Genomic DNA, 21,790 nt, shown 5'->3' with positions numbered 1-21,790 from the left:
GCTGTAGGGGTCGGGCATGCCCGACCCGTGTTCACTGTTGGCAATAATTAATAACTACTCACTTCCGACAGCAGACGCAGATCGTCGTCCTTAAGCCTCAATACCGCCGCTTTCGCCAGCTCATCAACCTGTGCCAGTGAGGTGGCGCTAACAATCGGCGCGGTGATCGACGGACGGGCAATCTGCCACGCCAGCGCAACCTGCGCAGGCGAAGCATGATGTGCTTCTGCCACCTGCACCAGCGCATCCACAATCTTCAGACCCCGATCGTTCAGATACTTCTCGACCACACCCTGACCGCGCGCGCTTTTGGCGGCATCCGCTTTACTGCGGTATTTACCGCTGAGGAAGCCGCTGGCCAGAGAATAGTAGTTAATCACCCCCAGACCGTGCTCTTTGGCGACCGGCTCAAGACCGCTCTCATAACCCTGACGATCGTAGAGATTGTACTCGGGTTGCAGGGTTTCATAACGCGCCAGCCCATTTTCAGCACTGATTTTCAGCGCCTCGTTCAGGCGGTCATCAGAATAATTAGAGGCACCGATGGCACGGACCTTACCTTCTTTAATCAACGCGTCAAATGTCGCCAGCGTCTCCTGCAATGGCGTATCCGCATCGTCGCGATGCGCCTGATACAGGTCGATATAATCCGTTTGCAGACGCGCCAGCGAGGCGTCTACCGCCTGACGAATATAGTTCGGTGCCAGGCCGGTTTTCCCGTCACCCAGATCCATCCCCACTTTGGTCGCCAGCACGATCTTATCGCGCTTACCGCTTTTTTTCAGCCAGTTACCGATAATGACTTCCGATTCGCCACCTTTGTTACCCGGTGCCCAGCGAGAATACACATCAGCGGTATCAATAAAATACAGCCCTTTCTCCACCAGTGCGTCGAGCAGAGAAAACGAGGTCTTTTCGTCAATGGTCCAGCCAAACACATTGCCGCCAAACGTCAGCACCGGAACCTGAATGCCGGAACGGCCCAGCTGGCGATGTTCTAAAGTACTCATCATGATTCTCCTGATTGGATGTCAATAAAGCAGTCCCTAAGTCTAACAAAGAACCTGGAGCACGCTTGGTTCAATAATGGTAATGAATTTGCGAGAAGTGATTAAAATCATTTCATGCTCACGCGACAGCGTATCGCTAACCCGTTATTCTTAATTCCTTCATTTTTCAGCGGTTGAAGTTCGCTATTCTTTTAAGATTCGGGGCACCTTTTTGTCCCGCCTGGGTATTCACCAGATTTACTGAGAGCAAAAAACATGAAAACACCGCGTCGTTTCCCTGTCATCCCCCTGGTTATCGCTGTTGCGCTGATCGCAGGCGGCGGCTATTGGTGGTACAGCCACAGTAGCGCTTCCCAGGCACAGCCTGCCGAAGGCGCAGAGCAATCCCGTGGCAAAGGTCATCGCGGCGGTGGGCGGAACGGGGGTGCAATGGGTGCGGCGATGGCCCCGGTGCAGGCCGCCGACGCCATACGTCAGAGCGTGCCTCAATACCTTACCGGGCTGGGGACCGTAACGGCGGCAAACACCGTTACGCTGCGCAGCCGCGTCGACGGCGACCTTATCGCCCTCCATTTTAACGAAGGCCAGGAAGTGAAAGCCGGGCAACTGCTGGCGGAGATCGACCCGCGTCCCTATCAGGTGGCGCTGATCCAGGCCGAAGGGCAGCTGGCAAAAAGCAACGCCACGCTGGCCAATGCAAAGCGCGACCTGGCACGCTATGAAAAGCTGGCGAAAACCAGCCTGGTCTCACAGCAGGAGCTGGATACCCAGCGTTCGCTGGTCAGTGAAACCCAGGGCACCATCAAAGCCGATGAAGGCAGCGTGGCCAGCGCCCGGCTCAACCTCACCTACAGCCGCGTGACGTCACCGATCGACGGACGCGTGGGCCTGAAGCAGGTCGATATTGGCAACTATGTCAGCAGCGGCGACACCACTGGCATTGTGGTGATCACGCAAACGCATCCCATCGACCTGATTTTCAGCCTGCCGGAAAATGATATTTCCGCCATCCTCAGTGCGCAAAAACAGGGTGCAGTGCCGGTAGAAGCCTGGGATCGCAGCAATAAAACGCTGCTGACCACCGGGGCGCTGCTGAGCCTGGATAACCAGATCGATACCACTACCGGCACCGTCAAGCTGAAAGCGCGTTTCGAGAATCAGGACGACCGCCTGTTCCCCAATCAGTTTGTTAACGCCCGTCTGAAGGTCAGCACCTTGCAGGATGCGATTGTCATCCCGGCAGCCGCATTACAAATGGGTAATGAGGGCAGCTTTGTCTGGGTGGTCAACAGCGACAACAAAGTGAGTAAGAAAATCGTCACCATTGAATTCCAGGACAGCGAAAAAGTGGTGATCAAGGCCGGGCTGGAAGCCGGTGAAAAAGTGGTGACAGACGGTATCGATCGTCTGACAGACGGGGCAACGGTGGAAGTGGTCGCCCCGCAGGCCACACCGCTGACATCCGGTAAAACCGCCCAACCGGCGAAGGGAGCCAGCGACTGATGCAGGTTATGCCCCCAACGCCAGGCGGTGGTCCATCCCGCCAGTTTATTCTGCGCCCGGTCGCCACCACGCTGCTGATGATCGCTATTTTGCTGGCGGGGATTATCGGCTATCGCGCCCTGCCGGTTTCGGCGCTGCCAGAGGTCGACTATCCGACAATTCAGGTGGTCACGCTGTATCCCGGTGCCAGCCCGGACGTGGTGACCTCAGCCATTACCGCACCGCTGGAACGCCAGTTTGGCCAGATGTCCGGTCTGAAACAGATGGCGTCACAAAGTTCCGGCGGGGCTTCGGTTGTCACCCTTCAGTTCCAACTGACGCTGCCGCTGGATGTGGCCGAGCAGGAAGTGCAGGCCGCGGTCAACGCCGCCACCAACCTGCTGCCCTCCGACCTGCCTAACCCGCCGGTTTACAGCAAGGTCAATCCGGCCGATCCTCCGATCATGACCCTTGCCGTCACCACCACCAGCCTGCCAATGACCCAGGTTGCCGACATGGTGGAAACCCGTGTGGCACAGAAGATATCGCAGGTTTCCGGTGTGGGGCTGGTGACGATCGCCGGCGGTCAGCGTCCGGCCGTCCGGGTGAAACTGAACGCCCAGGCGCTGGCGGCGATGAATATCACCAGTGAGACGGTGCGTACCGCCATCAGCAATGCCAACGTCAACTCAGCGAAAGGCAGCCTGGATGGCCCGGAACGCTCGATTACGCTCTCGGCCAACGACCAGATCAAAACCGCCGAAGGCTATCGCCAGCTGATTGTCAGTTTCCAGAATGGGGCGCCGGTGCGGCTCGGGGATGTGGCCACCGTAGAGCAAGGAGCCGAAAATAGCTGGCTCGGGGCATGGGCTAACCGCCAGCCCGCCATTGTGCTGAATATCCAGCGTCAGCCGGGGGCCAATATCATCGCCACCGCCGACAATATTCGTCAAATGCTGCCCGCCCTCACCGCCTCACTGCCCAAGTCCGTAGACGTGAAGCTGCTGACCGACCGAACCACCAATATCCGTGCCTCGGTCCACGACGTGCAGTTTGAACTGCTGCTGGCTCTGGCGCTGGTGGTGATGATTATTTATCTGTTCCTGCGCAACGTCGCGGCGACCATTATTCCCGCCGTGGCGGTGCCACTCTCTCTGGTGGGCACCTTTGCGGTGATGTATTTCTTCGGTTTTTCGGTCAACAACCTGACGCTGATGGCGCTGACGATCGCCACCGGCTTCGTGGTCGATGATGCCATCGTGGTGATCGAAAACATTTCACGCTATATCGAGAAAGGCGAAAAACCGCTGACGGCTGCGCTGAAAGGGGCAGGTGAAATTGGCTTTACCATTATTTCCCTGACCTTCTCGCTGATTGCGGTGCTGATCCCGCTGCTGTTTATGGGGGATATCGTTGGCCGCCTGTTCCGCGAATTTGCCATTACCCTGGCGGTAGCGATCCTCATCTCGGCCATTGTGTCGCTCACGCTGACGCCGATGATGTGCGCACGCATGTTAAGCGTTGAGTCTTTGCGCAAACAGAACCGTTTTTCGCGTGCCAGTGAAGCCCTGTTCGAACGGATTATTGCCCGCTATGGCCGCCTGTTGCAGAAGGTACTGAAACATCAGTGGCTGACACTCGGTGTCGCCTTCGGCACCATGGCGCTGACCGTGCTGCTGTGGATGGTGATCCCCAAAGGCTTCTTCCCGCTGCAGGATAACGGCATTATTCAGGGAACCCTTCAGGCTCCGCAGTCGGTCTCCTACAGCAATATGGCGCAGCGCCAGCAGGAAGTGGCTTCGGTGATCATGAAGGACCCGGCGGTACAAAGCCTGACGTCCTTCGTGGGGGTGGACGGCACCAACGCCGCACTCAACAGCGGCAGGTTGCAAATCAACCTGAAACCGCTGGATGAACGTGACGATCGTATCCCGGTGGTGATGGCCCGTCTGCAACAGCAGATCGCGAAAATCCCTGGCATTAACCTCTGGCTGCAACCGGTGCAAGACCTGACCATTGATACCCAGGCCAGCCGCACGCAGTATCAGTTTACCCTGCAGGCCGGATCGCTGGACTCACTGAGCCTTTGGGTACCGAAGTTACAGGCCAGGCTGGCCACACTGCCTGAACTCAAAGAGGTGAGCAGTGACTGGCAGGACCAGGGGCTGGAAGCGTATATCCGCGTTGACCGTGACAGCGCCAGTCGCCTGGGGATCTCCCTGGCCGATGTGGATAACGCGCTGTATAACGCCTTTGGTCAGCGACTGATATCGACCATTTATACCCAGGCTAATCAGTACCGCGTGGTGCTGGAGCATGACACGGCGGCCACGCCAGGCCTGGCAGCGCTGCAATCCATTCGCCTGAACAGTACCGATGGCGGCAGCGTGCCACTCAGCGCGATTGCCAGCGTAGAGCAGCGTCATGGTGCGTTGAGCATCAATCACCTCGACCAGTTCCCGTCCACCACCTTCTCGTTTAACGTCAGCGATGGCTATTCGCTGGAGCAGGCGGTGAATGCCATTACCCAGGCGGAAAAAGATCTCTCGATGCCGTCAGAAATCATGACGCAGTTTCAGGGCAGCACCCTCGCCTTCCAGGCCGCGCTCTCCAGTACCGTATGGCTGATTGTGGCGGCGGTTGTCGCAATGTATATCGTGCTTGGCGTGCTGTATGAGAGCCTGATCCACCCGGTAACCATTCTTTCCACCCTGCCAACGGCGGGAGTCGGTGCGCTGCTGGCACTGTTGCTGAGCGGTAGCGAGCTGGATGTGATTGCCATCATTGGCATTATTTTGCTGATTGGCATCGTCAAGAAGAACGCCATCATGATGATCGATTTCGCACTGGCGGCAGAACGTGAACAGGGTATGACGCCGTATGAGGCCATTTACCAGGCCTGTCTGCTGCGTTTCCGTCCGATCCTGATGACCACCCTGGCCGCCCTGTTTGGTGCGCTGCCGCTGATGCTGAGTACTGGTGTCGGTGCGGAACTGCGTCGTCCGTTGGGAACCGCGATGGTCGGTGGGCTGATTGTCAGCCAGGTACTGACGCTGTTTACCACGCCGGTGATCTACCTGCTGTTTGATCGTCTGTCGCGCGCGACCCGCCGCCTGGCACGCCGGGAGGCAGAGTGAAATTTTTCGCCCTGTTTATTCATCGTCCGATCGCCACCAGCCTGCTGACCGTGGCGATCCTGCTGGCCGGGATCCTCGGTTTCCGTCTGCTACCGGTCTCCCCGCTGCCACAGGTGGATTTCCCGGTGATCATGGTCAGCGCATCGCTGCCTGGCGCCTCGCCGGAAACCATGGCGTCCTCCGTTGCCACGCCGCTGGAACGCGCGCTGGGCCGGGTGGCCGGCATCACTGAAATGACCTCCACCAGTTCGCTTGGCAGCACGCGGATTATCCTGGTATTTGATTTCGAACGCGATATCAACGGCGCGGCGCGCGATGTACAGGGGGCAATCAACGCCGCGCAGAGCCTGCTGCCGACCGGGATGCCCAGCCGACCGACCTACCGCAAAGCGAACCCGTCTGACGCGCCGATTATGATCATGACGCTCACCTCAGACAGTTGGTCTCCGGGTCAGTTATATGACTACGCCTCGACACAGCTGGCGCAGAAGCTGTCGCAAATCGACGGGGTGGGAGATGCCACCATCGGCGGCAGTTCACTGCCTGCGGTGCGTGTTGCACTCAATCCACAAGCTCTGTTCCATCAGGGCGTGTCGCTCGACGCGGTACGCACGGCCATTGCCAGCGCCAACGTGCGTAAACCTCAGGGTGCCGTTGAAGATCATCACCAACGCTGGTGGCTGAAAACCAACGATGAATTGCAAACCGCCGCCGAATACCAGCCGTTAGTGGTGCATTACAACAATGGGGCGGCGGTACGTTTGCAGGACGTTGCCACGGTGACTGACTCGGTCGAGGATGTGCGCAACGCCGGGATGTCAAACGCCCGCCCGGCGATCCTGGTGCTAATCCGTAAAGCGCCGGAAGCCAATATCATTGATACCGTCGATCGGATCCGGGGAAAAATCCCTGAGCTGAGCCAGATTATTCCCGCCTCGATTCAGCTGGAAGTGGCGCAGGACCGTTCTCCGACCATTCGTGCTTCACTGCACGAGGTGGAACAGTCGCTGGCGATCTCTGTCGGCCTGGTGATCCTGGTGGTGTTTGCCTTCCTGCGCTCCGGCCGCGCCACGCTGATCCCGGCAGTGGCCGTACCGGTGTCGCTGATCGGCACCTTTGCCGCGATGTATCTCTGTGGCTTCAGTCTGAACAACCTGTCGCTAATGGCGCTGACGGTGGCGACCGGTTTTGTCGTCGACGATGCCATTGTGGTGCTGGAGAATATCTCACGCCATGTTGAGGCTGGCATGAAGCCGCTGCAGGCATCATTGCAGGGGGTACGCGAGGTCGGATTCACCGTGGTGTCGATGAGTATCTCGCTGGTGGCGGTGTTTATTCCGCTGCTGATGCTCGGCGGCATTATTGGTCGCTTTTTCAGAGAGTTTGCCGTCACACTCTCGGTGGCCATCGCCATCTCGCTGGTGATATCCATTACCCTGACGCCGATGATGTGTGCGTGGCTGCTACGTAATAAACCCCAACATGAGCAGCCGCGCATTCGCGGTTTTGGCCGCGTGCTGCTGGCGGTACAACAGGGCTATGGCCGCACCCTGCACCGGGTGATGGACCATGCGCGCTGGACGCTGCTGGTATTTCTCGCCACCATCGGGCTGACCCTCTATCTGTACGTTTCCATCCCGAAAACCTTTATGCCGGAGCAGGACACCGGGCGGCTGATGGGCTTTATTCAGGCCGACCAGAGCATCTCGTTCCAGTCGATGCGCGGCAAGCTGGAAGACTTTATGCGTATCGTCCACGCCGATCCGGCCGTCGAAAGTGTGGTGGGCTTTACCGGAGGTTCTCGCACCAATAGCGGCTCGATGTTTATCTCACTAAAGCCGCTCAGTGAGCGCAGCGAAAACGCCCAACAGGTGATCGCCCGACTGCGCGGCAAGCTGGCAAAAGAACCGGGCGCCAACCTGTTTCTGATGGCGGTGCAGGATATTCGCGTCGGCGGGCGCGAGTCCAACGCCGGATATCAGTACACGCTGCTCTCAGACAGCCTGGATGATTTACGTGAGTGGGAGCCTAAAATCCGCCGCGCCTTTGCTGCCCTGCCCGAGCTGGCCGATGTGAACTCCGATCAGGAAGACAAAGGCGCTGAGATGGCACTGACTTACGATCGCGCCAGCATGGCCCGGCTCGGCATTGATGTCGCCGATGTCAATAACCTGCTCAATAACGCCTTTGGTCAGCGGCAGATCTCCACCATTTATCAACCGCTGAATCAGTACAAAGTGGTGATGGAGGTCGATCCGCGCTACACCCAGGATATCAGCGCCCTTAACCAGATGTATGTGATTAACAGCGAGGGGAAATCCATCCCGCTCTCCTGGTTTGCAAAATGGCAGCCGGCGAACTCACCGCTGTCGGTGAATCATCAGGGATTGTCTGCCGCCTCCACTGTCTCGTTTAACCTGCCCGAAGGAGTATCGCTGTCGCAGGCCTCAGAGGCCATTGACCGCAGCGTCACCTCGCTGGGCGTGCCATCCAGCGTGCGCGGCAGTTTTTCCGGCACGGCGGCGGTGTTTGAGCAAACCCAAAGCAGCCAGCTGTGGCTGATTGTGGCGGCGATTGCCACCGTGTATATCGTGCTGGGGATCCTGTATGAGAGCTACGTTCATCCCCTGACTATCCTCTCCACTCTGCCATCCGCGGGGGTCGGCGCCCTGCTGGCACTGGAGCTGTTTAGTGCTCCGTTCAGCCTGATCGCGCTGATCGGCATCCTGTTGCTGATCGGCATCGTGAAGAAAAACGCCATTATGATGGTCGACTTCGCGCTGGACGCCCAGCGCAACGGCGGAATGACGGCGCGTGACGCAATATTCCAGGCCAGCCTGCTGCGCTTCCGCCCGATTATGATGACCACCCTGGCCGCGCTGTTTGGTGCGCTGCCGCTGGTGCTGACCAGCGGTGACGGTGCCGAGCTGCGCCAGCCGCTGGGGATCACCATCGTCGGCGGGCTGGTGATGAGCCAGCTACTGACGTTGTACACAACGCCGGTGGTCTATCTGTATATGGACAAACTGCGGCGTAAACCGCGCTTTGATGCCGTCACCGGGGAAAGCTGATGCCATGAACGCACCTCCTGCCTCCGTACGCTGGCAATTGTGGATAGTGGCCTTCGGCTTCTTTATGCAGACGCTGGATACCACCATCGTCAATACGGCGCTGCCCTCGATGGCGGCCAGCCTGCATCAAAGCCCGCTGAATATGCATTCGGTGATTGTCTCCTACGTGCTGACGGTGGCGGTGATGCTGCCGATCAGCGGCTGGCTGGCAGACCGCTTCGGGGTGCGAAATGTGTTCTTCAGCGCCATTGTGCTGTTCAGTGCGGGCTCGCTCTGCTGTGCGCTCTCCACCACGCTGGACCAGCTGATTCTCTCACGCGTGTTACAGGGCATCGGAGGGGCAATGATGGTACCGGTGGGCCGCTTAACGGTGATGAAGCTGGTGCCGCGTGCCGACTATATGGCCGCAATGACCTTCGTCACCCTGCCGGGACAAATTGGCCCGCTGCTCGGCCCGGCGCTGGGTGGTGTGCTGGTCGAGTACGCCAGTTGGCACTGGATTTTCCTGATCAACATCCCGGTGGGGATTATCGGGGCGATTGCCACGCTCACGTTGATGTCAAACTTTACCCTGCAAACCCGACGCTTCGATTTTACCGGCTATCTGCTGCTGGCAGCCGGTATGGCCACGCTCACGCTGGCGCTGGACGGCCAGCGCGGCTCCGGTCTCTCCCCCCTGCTGCTGTGTCTGCTGATCCTCTGCGGCGTCTTCAGCCTGCTGTTTTATCTGCTGCATGCCCGTCACAACGATGGCGCACTGTTCAGCCTGAAACTGTTCGACAATCGCATCTATTCTATTGGCCTGATTGGCAGCCTGACCGGACGTATCGGCAGTGGCATGCTGCCGTTTATGACGCCCATTTTTCTGCAAATCGGCATGGGTTACAGCCCGCTGCACGCGGGATTAATGATGATCCCGATGGTGCTGGGCAATATGGGAATGAAGCGCATTGTGGTGCAGATCGTTAACCGCTTTGGCTACCGCCATGTGTTGATGGGGTCGACACTGGCACTGGCGCTGGTGGTGCTCTTGTTCCCTGCCGTGGCGCTGATGGGCTGGCATGCCCTGCTGCCCGTGGTGCTGTTTTTACAAGGGATGGTCAACGCCATTCGCTTCTCTGCCATGAATACACTGACGCTGAAAGAGCTGCCTGACGAGCTTGCCAGCAGCGGTAACAGCCTGCTGTCGATGGTGATGCAGCTGTCGATGAGTATCGGCGTGACCGTGGCCGGGCTGCTGTTGGGCACCTTCGGCCACGAGGCCGCGAGCGGCAGCCCGCAAATCGCAGAGACGTTTATCTATACCTGGCTGTGTATGGCACTGATCATTGCCCTGCCGGTCTTTGTTTTCTGGCGTGTCCCCAAAGAGACGTCCCCTAATACGCTTCCGGCGCGCAGGAGAAAGCCTTAATGCTGGCAAAATTACGTATCGGCATCACTGCCAAGCTTTTCGCGGCAATCTTCTCCACCTGCATGCTGGTGTTGATCACCATGCACTGGGGCGTTCGTCTGAGCTTCGAACACGGTTTTATCGACTATATCAAACGTGGCAATGAGCAGCGGCTCACGCTGCTCAGCGATGCGCTGGCAGACCAGTATGAGCAGCATGGCAACTGGGATTTCCTGCGTAATAACAACAAGCTGGTGTTCAATATTCTGCGCTCGCTGGAGCAGAACCCGGATGCCAACAATCAGCTTCCGCCTCACGGCTGGCGTACACAGTTCTGGATTATCGACCAGCAGTATCATGTGATGATTGGCCCACGCGCACCGGTACCGCAGGAAGGCTCCCGCCGCAGTATTACCACCAGCAATGGTAAAGTGGTCGGCTGGGTGATTGGCTCCCCCTCTGAACGCCTGACGCGCAGCGCCGACATTAATTTCGATCGGCAGCAGAATCGTACCAGTTGGATGATCGTCGGCCTGACGATGCTGCTGGCCGCAGCCGTTACCTGGCTGCTGTCACGGGGGCTGCTGGCGCCGGTAAAACGTCTGGTGGAAGGCACCCATCACCTCGCGACAGGGAATTTTACCAGCCGGGTGCAGGCCTCCAGCCGCGATGAGCTGGGCAGGCTGGCGCAGGACTTTAACCGCCTCGCCAACACGCTGGAGAAAAACGAAAAAATGCGCCGTGCGTTTATGGCCGATATCTCCCACGAGCTGCGCACGCCGCTGGCGATCCTGCGCGGTGAACTGGAAGCGATTCAGGACGGGGTGCGGAAACTGACCCCGGAATCGATTGTGTCCTTACAGGGCGAGGTCGCCACGCTGACCAAGCTGGTGGACGATGTTCATCAGTTATCACTGTCAGATGAAGGGGCTCTGGCCTATCGTAAAAGCCAGACCGATCTCGTCCCGCTGCTCGAACTGGTCTCCGGCAATTTCCGCCATCGTTTTGAACAGCATCCGCTGAATCTGACGCTGACGTTACCCGACCAGGCACCTCAGTTTGGCGACCCGGATCGTCTGATGCAACTGTTCACCAACCTGATGGAAAACAGCCTGCGCTATACCGATCCCGGCGGCAGTCTTCATATCACGCTGCAACAACGTGCCAATGCCAATGTGCTGCACTTCGATGACAGCGCCCCCGGTATCAGCGATGAACAGCGGACGCAGATTTTTGAGCGTTTCTTCCGTGCTGAAGGTTCACGTAACCGGGCCAGCGGGGGCTCAGGATTGGGGCTGGCTATCTGCCATAATATTGTCGAAGCGCATGACGGCACCATTGTTGCGGAGCACTCCGATGCCGGTGGCGTGCGAATTACGGTACACTTGCCGTATAAGACTCACTGACCATGGCGACCATACTATGACGCTCGACACGCCCGCTCCGCTGATTTTAATCGTTGAAGACGAACCCAAACTCGGCCAACTGATGATCGATTACCTGCAGGCCGCTAACTTTCGTACCCATCATCTGCTGCGCGGTGATGAAGTGCTGGGATGGGTAAAACAGCATTCACCGGACCTGGTCCTGCTGGATCTGATGCTGCCGGGGCTGGACGGTTTATCGGTGTGCCGCGAACTGCGCGGTTTCTCCGACCTGCCCGTGGTGATGGTGACGGCAAAGATTGAAGAGATTGACCGCCTGCTCGGTCTGGAAATTGGCGCCGATGACTACATCTGTAAGCCTTTCAGCCCGCGTGAAGTGGTGGCGCGTGTCAAAACCATTCTTAAACGCTGTCAGCGCACCCCGGAAGAAGCCCGTCAGGTGTCGCTGCTGAAGGTGGATGAAAACCGTTTCCAGGCAAGCTGGGACGATAAACCCCTCGATCTGACGCCCGCGGAGTTCCGTCTGTTGAAAACCCTGGCTCAGGAGCCGGGCAAAGTGTTCTCACGCGAGCAGTTGCTGAATCATCTCTATGACGACTATCGCGTGGTCACTGACCGTACTATCGACAGCCATATTAAGAACCTGCGCCGCAAACTGGAATTGCTGGATGCCGACCAGCCATTTATCCGTGCAGTCTATGGCATGGGATATCGCTGGGAAGCAGATATCTGTCGTTTGATGTAGATCAATTTCCCCAAACAATCACCGCCTTACAATCCCCGCCGGGCAAAACACCGGGCGAGGCATGCCGCGCCCCTACGTTGATCTCCGGGTTTGACCGTCTCGCTCCTCCCCAGGGGCCAGGCATGCCTGACCCGCGCCGCACCTAAATATCATCATCGCAATATCTGACCTGACATCAGACTGAGACATTATGAAAAAACCGGAACTGCTTTCTCCGGCCGGGACACTGAAAAATATGCGTTACGCTTTTGCGTATGGCGCAGATGCCGTGTATGCCGGTCAGCCTCGTTACAGCCTGCGCGTGCGCAATAACGAATTCAACCATGAGAATCTGGCCACGGGCATTAATGAAGCCCATGCGCTTGGCAAAAAATTCTACGTGGTGGTGAATATTGCCCCGCATAACGCCAAGCTGAAAACCTTTATTCGTGACCTGAAACCGGTGATTGATATGCAGCCAGATGCGCTGATCATGTCCGATCCCGGGCTGATCATGCTGGTGCGCGAAGCGTTTCCACAGATGGATATTCATCTGTCAGTGCAGGCGAACGCCGTCAACTGGGCGACGGTGAAATTCTGGCAACAGATGGGGCTGACAAGGGTGATTCTGTCACGCGAGCTGTCTCTGGAAGAGATCGGTGAGATTCGTCAGCAGGTGCCAGAGATGGAGCTGGAAATTTTCGTCCACGGCGCACTCTGCATGGCCTACTCCGGCCGCTGCCTGCTTTCCGGCTACATCAACAAACGCGACCCGAATCAGGGCACCTGCACCAATGCCTGCCGCTGGGAATATAACGTCCAGGAAGGCAAAGAGGATGCGATTGGCAATATCGTGCATCGCCAGGCGCCGATTACCGTACAGAATGTCGAGCCCACGCTGGGCGCCGGGCAGCCAACGGATAAAGTGTTTATGATCGAAGAGGCCATGCGCCCGGGTGAGTATATGACCGCCTTCGAAGATGAACACGGCACCTACATTATGAATTCGAAAGATCTGCGCGCCGTGGCGCACGTTGAGCGTCTGACGCAGATGGGCATCCACTCGCTGAAAATCGAAGGACGCACCAAATCCTTTTATTACTGCGCACGCACCGCTCAGGTATATCGGCGCGCTATTGACGATGCTGCCGCCGGGAAGCCCTTTGACCCTGCCCTGCTGGAAACCCTGGAAGGGCTGGCACATCGCGGTTATACCGAAGGCTTCCTGCGCCGCCATACGCATGACAGCTATCAGAGCTATGATGCTGGCTACTCGGTCTCAGACCGTCAGCAGTTTGTCGGTGAATTTACAGGTGAGCGCCGTGGCGCCCTGGCGCAAGTGGATGTGAAGAACAAATTTAGCGTGGGCGACAGTCTGGAACTGATGTCCCCGGCGGGAAATATCAACTTCACCCTGACGCAGATGGAAAATGGAAAAGCACAGCCGATTGATGTGGCACCGGGCAACGGCCATCTGGTGTGGCTGCCGCTGCCGGAGGAAATGGATCTTCAGTATGCCCTGCTGATGCGTAATCTCGCAGGCACCACCACCCGCAATCCTCATGCGGTGGAAACTGCGAAAGAAGTTACATGATGTTACTGATCTTAGAATGCGATCACATTACCGCATGGCAATCATCGTTATGATGCTCCCGCTCCTAACGAACAAATCCAAATAGCATGTTATCTGGACCCTGGTGTCCAGAACCACCTTATTCGGCCCACACGGCTCCCCCGTGCGGGCCATTTCTTTTTTCAGCCCCCGCGTTTTTTTCAGAAAACTCCGCGCTTTTTCGACCTGAGGTAACCCTCTGTGGCAGGGTATGCTATATGTTGATGCAAACCGCAAATGCCTTCAGGGATTAAAAATGGAAAAACATTCACTTACGCTGGCAATCTTAAATGGTAAAAGCGCAGGCAATGAAGCGCTGCGTGAGGCCATAGCGACACTGCGCAATGAGGGATTCCCGCTGGAAGTGCGGGTGACCTGGGAGCACGGTGACGGCGAGCGCTACGTGCGCGAAGCGGTAGCATTGCAGGCTGAAACCGTCATTGCCGCTGGCGGCGATGGCACCATTAACGAAGTGGCGACTGCGCTCGCCGGATTATCGCCTGAGCGCCGTCCGGTGCTGGGCCTGGTGCCGCTGGGCACCGCCAATGACTTTGCCACCAGCGCAGGTATCCCGCTGGAGATGGAAAACGCACTGCGCCTGGCGATTCTCGGGAAAGCCACGGCCATTGACCTCGCGCGGGTGAATGATGATCACTACTTCATCAATATGGCCACTGGCGGGTTCGGAACGCGGATTACCACCGAAACCCCGGAAAAACTGAAATCTGCCCTGGGGGGCGTGTCCTACTTTATTCATGGGCTGATGCGCATGGATACCCTGAAAGCCGACAGTTGTACGCTGGAAGGCCCGGATTTTCACTGGCAGGGCGATGCGCTGGTGATTGGTATTGGGAATGGTCGTCAGGCGGGTGGCGGTCAGCGTCTGTGCCCAACGGCGCTGATTAACGATGGCAAACTGGAGTTGAGTATCGCCACCTCGCAGGAGCTGTTGCCCACGCTGGTGCATAAGTTAACCAGTAACGAAGAAAATCCTAATCTGATCACCGCCTCACTGCCATGGCTGACCATTCGTGCGCCGAATGAGATGACCTTTAATCTCGATGGCGAACCCCTGAGCGGGACAGAATTTCGCATTGAGGTGATGCCGGATGCACTGGAATGCCGCCTGCCACCCTCCTGTGAATTACTGATGTAATATTCTCTGCGCAATGTTCTGCTCACCCTGTCGTTATTAACGTCAGGGTGAATTTTTGCGGCGCAGCTCCAGAATAATGAATAAGCAGACCTGATTAGAGGAAACCATTAAACGTTATCGTTATTATCCCCTGTAATAACAGATGTCTTTATTTTTGTTGCGGATAAATAAGGAGATGACGGAAATGGAATTCAGGCCATTCTATCTTTACACCAACAGAGTTACCTACTTTAATGATTTTACATCAAAAGATGTAGAATATGAGTTGGTTATTCAGCAGATTACTCAACAAAGTGATTCAGGTATCCACTTACAAGCAGGCTTTACCTTGAGCCACAATGGCGCTTATGAAGTTTCTTTTGATACTCGTGATAATCGCGTAAAAAACTCAACATGCTTTCATCCTCCGCGTGGAAATATTTCGTCTATACATGTTATCCGCCATGTCGAAAGAGCACTTATTGAACACTATATTCAGTACCATGCTGGTATGTATCTCTTTCTTGCTGTTAATGACAAGCTATGCAAAATATATCAGCGTATCGTCAAAAAGCATTTTGTATCAGGAAATACACTTGAGTCAGGTTTTCAACCCAACAGGAGGGGATATGTCATACGAACGCCGCGATGCTATCTATGAACAAGAACAGCAAATCGCTCTACAAAAAGCAGTGGATAAACTGGGTCAGAGAATGCGCGAAGTCGGAGAGGCGGTAGATGCGATAAAAGCTGTTGAGAGAAAACAGGCCACCACTCAGGCTGAATCGTCGCCTGTGCGTTAATACCACACTCACTAAAAGCGCCCCTGGGCGCTTTTTCCCCCCTCCTGCTCCACCGACGAAATGTGATCCCTCTCGCGAATCCCACATGCACAACTTGTATGGTAGTACGTTATAAGCGTATTTTTTCACCATTGTTGACGTACAAGGCGGTTCAGAATGAAAATTGTTAACGCAGAAGTGTTTGTCACCTGCCCGGGCAGAAACTTTGTCACCGTAAAAATCACCACCGACCAGGGACTGACCGGTATTGGTGATGCCACGCTGAACGGCCGCGAGCTGCCGGTGGCGTCTTACCTGAAAGATCACGTTTGCCCGCAGCTGATTGGCCGCGATGCCCATCAGATCGAAGATATCTGGCAGTTCTTCTACAAGGGTGCCTACTGGCGTCGTGGCCCGGTTACCATGTCGGCCATCTCCGCCGTAGACCAGGCGCTATGGGACATTAAAGGCAAAGCGGCCAATATGCCGGTCTATCAACTACTGGGTGGCGCTTCGCGCACGGGCGTGATGGTCTACTGTCACACCACCGGGCACAGCATTGACGAAGTGATGGACGACTATGCGAAGCATAAAGAGCTGGGCTTCAAAGCCATTCGCGCTCAGTGCGGCGTACCGGGAATGAAAACCACCTACGGAATGGCTAAAGGCAAAGGTGAAGCTTACGAACCCGCGACCAAAGGCGCACGCCCGGAAGAGCAGCTGTGGTCAACCGAGAAGTACCTCGATTTCACCCCGAAACTGTTTGAGGCCATTCGCGATAAATTCGGCTTTGATGAGCACCTGCTGCACGACATGCACCACCGCCTGACCCCTATCGAAGCGGCCCGCTTCGGCAAAAGCATCGAAGACTATCGCCTGTTCTGGATGGAAGACCCAACACCGGCTGAAAATCAGGAAAGCTTCCGCCTGATCCGTCAGCACACCGTAACGCCGATTGCCGTGGGCGAAGTGTTCAACAGTATCTGGGACTGCAAACAGCTGATCGAAGAGCAGCTTATCGATTATATCCGCACCACCATCACCCACGCAGGTGGCATTACCGGTATGCGCCGCATCGCAGATTTCGCCTCGCTGTATCAGGTACGAACCGGATCGCACGGGCCGTCCGATCTGTCACCGATTTGCATGGCGGCAGCGCTGCACTTTGACCTGTGGGTGCCGAACTTCGGCGTGCAGGAATACATGGGCTACTCCGAGCAAATGCTGGAAGTCTTCCCGAACAGTTGGCGCTTCGATAACGGTTATATGCATCCGGGCGATAAACCAGGACTGGGTATTGAGTTCGACGAAAAACTGGCCGCGAAATACCCCTATGAACCCGCCTATCTGCCTGTGGCCCGTCTGGAAGACGGCACCTTGTGGAACTGGTAAGGAGCACAACATGAAAAGCGTGGTGATTGAACGTCCGGGCGAGTTGCAGTTGCAGGATCGTCCCCTGCCGGAACCGGCTGCCGGTGAAGTACGGGTTAAAGTGAAGTACGCCAGTATCTGTGGGTCGGATGTGCATATCTGGCACGGCCACAACCCGTTCGCTCGCTATCCGCGTGTGATCGGTCATGAGTTTTTCGGTCTGATTGATGCCACTGGCAGCGGTGTGGACAGTGCGCGCGTCGGTGAGCGCGTGGCGGTCGATCCGGTTGTCAGCTGTGGCCACTGCTATCCCTGCTCAATCGGTCGACCGAATGTCTGTAGCGAATTGCAGGTCATCGGCGTGCATCGCGATGGCGGTTTCAGTGAGTATGCGATTGCGCCAGCGGCGAATGCTTATGTGCTGCCGGAGGCGATACCGGACACGCTGGCCAGCCTGGTCGAGCCGTTTACCATTGCGGCCAATATCAGCGCGTTCCTCAAGCCGGTTCCCGATGATGTGGCACTGATTTACGGCGCCGGGCCAATGGGGCTGACCGCGATTCAGGTGCTGAAAGGCGTCTACAAGGTCAAGACGGTGATTGTTGCTGACCGTCTGAAAGAGCGCCTGACGATGGCACGGGAAAATGGTGCGGACCAGGCACTGAACAACAGCACCACGCCGCTGGCAGAACAGCTTAACGGCGTACAGCCCACGCTGATTATTGATGCGGCCTGCCATCCGACAATTCTGTCCGAAGCCGCCGCACTGGCCTCTCCGGCCGGGCGCATTGGCCTGCTGGGCTTCTCTGGCGACCCCTGCACCCTGACGCAGCAAAGCCTGACCAGCAAAGAGCTGTCGTTGTTTACATCACGGCTGAACAGTCACCGCTTCCCCCAGGTTATCGCGTGGATGGAGCAGGGGCTGATTCAGCCAGAAAAACTGGTGACCCATACCTTGCCCCTGAGCCAGATTGAACAGGCCATGACACTGTTCGAGAAGGACCCGCGCAGCTGCTGCAAGGTGATAATCAGCATGCATTAACCCTAAAGCCGGGGTGACGCCCGGCCATCACCTCTACCCTACAATGACAAATAGAACGCGGAGTTATTACCATGTTTAAGAACCTGCGCTGGACCATCGTATTACTGCTGTTCCTTGTTTACATGATTAACTACCTTGACCGGGTGGCGCTGTCCCTGACCGTGCCAATGATTGAAAAAGATCTGATGCTGAATGCGGAAGAGTTTGGCCTGATTTTCGGCAGCTTCTTCTTCGGCTATGCCATCTTCAACTTTGTCGGTGGCCTCGCGACCGATAAGTTCGGCCCGACGATCACCCTCGGCGTTGCCGTCGGGATGTGGTCACTGTTCTGCGGCTTTACCGCCCTGGCCACCGGTTTCTGGTCAATGTTAATCCTGCGCGTGCTGTTCGGCATGGCAGAGGGGCCGATCTGTGCCTCGGCGAATAAAGCGATTAACGGCTGGTTCCCGAAAAAACAGGCCGCCACGGCGATGGGCTTGCTAAGCGCCGGTTCGCCCCTTGGCGGCGCAGTCGCCGGGCCGATCATCGGCTACCTGGCCCTTGCCTTCGGCTGGCGTCCGGCCTTCGCCATTATCTGCTCGATTGGCATCATCTGGATGGTCGTGTGGTTCTTTATTGCCGCTGACAATCCACTGAAAAGCAAATTAATCAGCGAACGTGAACGTGCACTGATTGCGCAGATGAAAGACGAGCAGCTCAGTCCTGAAGAGGAACTGTCACAGTCACAGCACGGCTTAGGCTACTATCTGCGTCAGCCGATTATCCTGGTCACGGCATTCGCTTTCTTCTGCTACAACTACATCTTGTTCTTTTTCCTCAGCTGGTTCCCGGCCTATCTGGTCCAGGCGCACGGGCTGGATATTAAAGCGATGAGCATTACCACCATGATCCCATGGATCGTCGGCTTCGTCGGTCTGGCGCTCGGGGGGATTATTTCGGACAAAATTTTCAAAGTGACCGGCAAGCTGCTGCTTTCACGCAAAATCGTGCTGGTGGTCTCGTTAATGGCTGCTGCAATTTGTGTCGGCTTTGCAGGTACGGTAAAAGAAGTCACATCCGCCGTCGGTCTGATGTCTGTCTCTATCTTCTTCCTCTACATCACCGGGGCAATTTACTGGGCGATTATTCAGGATGTGGTGCATAAAAGCCGCGTCGGCAGTATCAGCGGATTTATTCACCTGATCGGCAGCCTTTCCGGGATTGTCGGGCCGATTGTCACCGGCTATATCGTGCAGCACACCGGTAAGTTCGACAGCGCCTTTGTGCTGGCGGGCGTGGTGGCCGCGCTGGGCGCGTTCCTGGTGCTGTTTGTGATTAAACCACCGAAGAAACTGGATACTCCGGTGTCCATTTGATTAGCGCGGGTGGGCTTGCCCCACCCGTTTATCTGTAAGGATGCGTTATGTTGTCTCTTGATACCCTCCCGCCCGATGTAGAACGCCCCCAGTACAACCGTCACGCGCTACGGACCCGCATGGTCCATATTGGCTTTGGTGCTTTCCATCGTGCTCACCAGGCCGTCTGTAGCGATCGGCTCGCCGCTGAACAGGGCAGCGACTGGGGATATTGCGAAATCAATCTTAACAGCGGCGAACTGATTACCGCCCTGCGCCAGCAGCAACTCTGCTACACCGTGGCCGAAATGGCCGATGACCAGCTCAATCTGCGTGTGATAGGTGTGGTGACTGCCGCCCTGCACGGCCAGTCCGACGGTATTGAGGCGGTGCTGGACGCGCTGAGCCAGCCCGACGTCGCTATTGTCTCCATGACGGTCACGGAAAAAGGCTACTGTCATTATCCGGCCAGCGGTGAGTTAAATCTTGACCATCCGGCGATCCGTCATGATCTGGAACATCCCGATGTGCCACAGTCGCTGCCGGGCATTATTCTCGCGGCCATTCGTCGACGCCGTGAGCGAGGGCTGGCACCTTTCAGCGTGATGTCCTGCGATAATATGCCGGAAAACGGCCATGTCACCCGCAACGTAATCACCGCGCTGGCACGCCAGCAGGCGCCGGAACTGGCCGACTGGATCGCAAAAACGCTGACCTTCCCTTCCACCATGGTAGACCGTATTGTTCCGGCGATGACCGATGAAACCCACCGCGCCTTGCGTGAAAAACTGGGCTGTGAGGATCCGGTGGCGGTGGCCTGTGAGCCGTTCTTCCAGTGGGTTATCGAAGATAACTTTGTCAGCGGCCGCCCGGCGTGGGAACTGGCCGGAGCGGAACTGGTGGCTGACGTGCTGCCCTTTGAAGAGATGAAGCTGCGTATGCTGAATGGCAGCCACTCGTTCCTTGCCTACCTGGGTAACCTCGCCGGGTATCAGCACATCAGCGACTGTATGACAGATGTTCATTTCAAACAGGCGGCGCGCCAGCTGATGCTCGAACAGCAGGCTCCGACGCTACGCACAACGGACGTTGATCTGACGGCCTACGCCGACTCGCTGATTGCGCGTTACAGCAACCGTGCTATCAGGCACCGCACCGCGCAGATCGCCAATGATGGCAGCCAGAAACTGCCCCAGCGCTGGCTGGACAGCATCCGCTGGCACCTCGCGCATGACAGCAATTTCGATTTACTGGCACTTGGCGTGGCAGGATGGATCCGCTATGTCAGCGGTTACGATGAGCAGGGTCAGCCGATGGTGATCAACGATCCCCTTAGTGCCGAGCTGGCAAAAAGGGTCGCGGAAAGTGCCGAAGGAGAACCCCGCGTGGCCGCCTTGCTGGGTCTGAAACATGTCTTTGGTGAGGATTTGTCCGGTAACCCGCAGTTTGTCCACCAGGTTAACCATTTTTACCGTCTGCTGTTGAGCCTGGGAGCGAAACAAACGGTGCATCAACTGGTTGCCCGCGTTTAACTCTGGCGCTGATGCGCCTGCCTGATTAGACTGAAGGCTTTCACGCCATAGGCGGGCAGGCTGTTGACCCGCCGCTAAAGGGACGTTGCCGAATGTCGACAGTTTATACCATCACCGCCAGTGAGCCGGTCAACCAGCAGATTTATCGATTCCTGCGTCAGGATATCGTCACCTGTGCGATCCATCCCGGCTCACTGCTGTCGGAAAAAGAGGTGTCCACGCGCTTTAACGTATCGCGTCAGCCGGTTCGTGAAGCCTTTATCAAACTGGCAGAAGCGGGCCTGGTGCAGGTCCTTCCGCAGCGCGGCACCTTCGTGCGTAAAATCTCCGCACAGCGCGTTGCCGATGGTCGCTTTATACGTGAAGCTGTTGAAGTTGCAGTGGTACGCCGTGCAGCTGCAGAAGCCACACCTGTCGGGCTGGCGGCGCTGGAGCATAATCTGCAATTACAAAAGCTGGCCGCCGATCGCCACGACAGCCAATCGTTTCTCTTGCTGGACGATGAGTTTCACCGATTGATCGCGCAAAGTATTGCCTGTGAACTGGCGTGGGAGACGGTGGAAAATATTAAAGCCACCATGGACCGCGTGCGTTTTCTGACGTTAAGTAAAGTGTCACCGCCAGAGAGCCTGATCGAGCAGCACCACCAGATTTACCTGGCCTTGTGTGCGAAAGATGCCGATGCCGCTGAACAGGCGCTGCGCCGCCATTTGCAGGAGATGATTTTCTCTATTACCCCGATTGCCGAGCAGAACAGCGAGTGGTTTGAGCCATTCTGAAACC

The 21,790-nt window shown here is 56.8% G+C and carries 16 protein-coding genes; 15 read left to right on the top strand and 1 reads right to left on the bottom strand.

Annotation, left to right across the window (positions count from 1 at the left end; all coding sequences use genetic code 11):
• Positions 1-47 precede the first annotated feature (47 nt).
• A complete protein-coding gene (locus tag FVB43_RS06780) occupies positions 48-1,010 on the bottom strand; it encodes an aldo/keto reductase (protein ID WP_167863841.1) in 963 nt (320 codons plus the stop codon).
• Between the two features lie 255 nt (positions 1,011-1,265).
• Here FVB43_RS06780 and FVB43_RS06775 point away from each other — a divergent pair, with 255 nt between their 5' ends.
• The 15 genes from FVB43_RS06775 to FVB43_RS06705 all read left to right on the top strand — a co-directional run bounded on the left by FVB43_RS06775 (position 1,266) and on the right by FVB43_RS06705 (position 21,786).
• Positions 1,266-2,513, top strand: coding sequence for an MdtA/MuxA family multidrug efflux RND transporter periplasmic adaptor subunit (locus FVB43_RS06775; protein WP_133841516.1), 1,248 nt, complete (start codon positions 1,266-1,268; stop codon positions 2,511-2,513).
• Positions 2,513-5,629 (top strand): MdtB/MuxB family multidrug efflux RND transporter permease subunit, encoded by a 3,117-nt coding sequence (locus FVB43_RS06770; RefSeq protein WP_133841515.1) that lies wholly within the window; start codon positions 2,513-2,515, stop codon positions 5,627-5,629. The genes FVB43_RS06775 and FVB43_RS06770 overlap by 1 nt, the downstream gene beginning before the upstream one ends.
• Positions 5,626-8,700, top strand: a complete 3,075-nt coding sequence (gene mdtC / locus FVB43_RS06765; RefSeq protein WP_167863633.1) for a multidrug efflux RND transporter permease subunit MdtC — start codon at positions 5,626-5,628, stop codon at positions 8,698-8,700. Before FVB43_RS06770 ends, mdtC begins: the two co-directional genes overlap by 4 nt.
• A 4-nt stretch (positions 8,701-8,704) precedes the next feature.
• The gene (gene mdtD, locus FVB43_RS06760) at positions 8,705-10,111 is read left to right on the top strand and encodes a multidrug transporter subunit MdtD (protein WP_133841513.1); all 1,407 of its coding nucleotides are present in this window, start codon (positions 8,705-8,707) and stop codon (positions 10,109-10,111) included.
• A complete protein-coding gene (baeS, locus tag FVB43_RS06755) occupies positions 10,111-11,496 on the top strand; it encodes an envelope stress sensor histidine kinase BaeS (protein WP_133841512.1) in 1,386 nt (461 codons plus the stop codon). Before mdtD ends, baeS begins: the two co-directional genes overlap by 1 nt.
• A 16-nt stretch (positions 11,497-11,512) precedes the next feature.
• The gene (baeR, locus tag FVB43_RS06750) at positions 11,513-12,220 is read left to right on the top strand and encodes an envelope stress response regulator BaeR (RefSeq protein WP_159336325.1); all 708 of its coding nucleotides are present in this window, start codon (positions 11,513-11,515) and stop codon (positions 12,218-12,220) included.
• A 190-nt stretch (positions 12,221-12,410) separates the two neighbouring features.
• On the top strand, positions 12,411-13,793 hold the full coding sequence (trhP, locus tag FVB43_RS06745) for a prephenate-dependent tRNA uridine(34) hydroxylase TrhP (protein WP_167863632.1): 1,383 nt from the start codon (positions 12,411-12,413) through the stop codon (positions 13,791-13,793).
• Positions 13,794-14,067: 274 nt separating this feature from the next.
• Positions 14,068-14,967, top strand: a complete 900-nt coding sequence (gene yegS, locus FVB43_RS06740) for a lipid kinase YegS (RefSeq protein ID WP_133841509.1) — start codon at positions 14,068-14,070, stop codon at positions 14,965-14,967.
• Between the two features lie 184 nt (positions 14,968-15,151).
• Positions 15,152-15,607 carry a hypothetical protein gene (locus FVB43_RS06735; protein ID WP_167863631.1) on the top strand — a complete coding sequence of 152 codons (456 nt, stop codon included), beginning with the start codon at positions 15,152-15,154 and terminating at the stop codon, positions 15,605-15,607.
• Positions 15,576-15,749: a hypothetical protein gene (locus tag FVB43_RS06730; protein ID WP_159336322.1), complete on the top strand. Its 174-nt coding sequence runs from the start codon at positions 15,576-15,578 to the stop codon at positions 15,747-15,749. The genes FVB43_RS06735 and FVB43_RS06730 overlap by 32 nt, the downstream gene beginning before the upstream one ends.
• A gap of 156 nt (positions 15,750-15,905) precedes the next feature.
• A complete protein-coding gene (gene manD / locus FVB43_RS06725; protein WP_133841507.1) occupies positions 15,906-17,120 on the top strand; it encodes a D-mannonate dehydratase ManD in 1,215 nt (404 codons plus the stop codon).
• A gap of 10 nt (positions 17,121-17,130) precedes the next feature.
• Entirely contained in the window at positions 17,131-18,141 is a 1,011-nt protein-coding gene (locus tag FVB43_RS06720) for a Zn-dependent oxidoreductase (protein ID WP_167863630.1), read from the top strand.
• A 71-nt stretch (positions 18,142-18,212) separates the two neighbouring features.
• Positions 18,213-19,496, top strand: coding sequence for an MFS transporter (locus FVB43_RS06715; protein ID WP_133841505.1), 1,284 nt, complete (start codon positions 18,213-18,215; stop codon positions 19,494-19,496).
• Positions 19,497-19,543: 47 nt separating this feature from the next.
• Positions 19,544-21,007 carry a mannitol dehydrogenase family protein gene (locus tag FVB43_RS06710; RefSeq protein ID WP_167863629.1) on the top strand — a complete coding sequence of 488 codons (1,464 nt, stop codon included), beginning with the start codon at positions 19,544-19,546 and terminating at the stop codon, positions 21,005-21,007.
• A gap of 92 nt (positions 21,008-21,099) precedes the next feature.
• The gene (locus FVB43_RS06705) at positions 21,100-21,786 is read left to right on the top strand and encodes a GntR family transcriptional regulator (protein ID WP_133841503.1); all 687 of its coding nucleotides are present in this window, start codon (positions 21,100-21,102) and stop codon (positions 21,784-21,786) included.
• The last annotated feature ends 4 nt before the right edge of the window (positions 21,787-21,790 follow it).

Origin of the sequence: Erwinia rhapontici (assembly GCF_012271765.1) — a bacterium.
GTDB classification, from domain to species: domain Bacteria; phylum Pseudomonadota; class Gammaproteobacteria; order Enterobacterales; family Enterobacteriaceae; genus Erwinia; species Erwinia rhapontici.
This window is presented reverse-complemented; position numbering and strand designations above follow the sequence as displayed.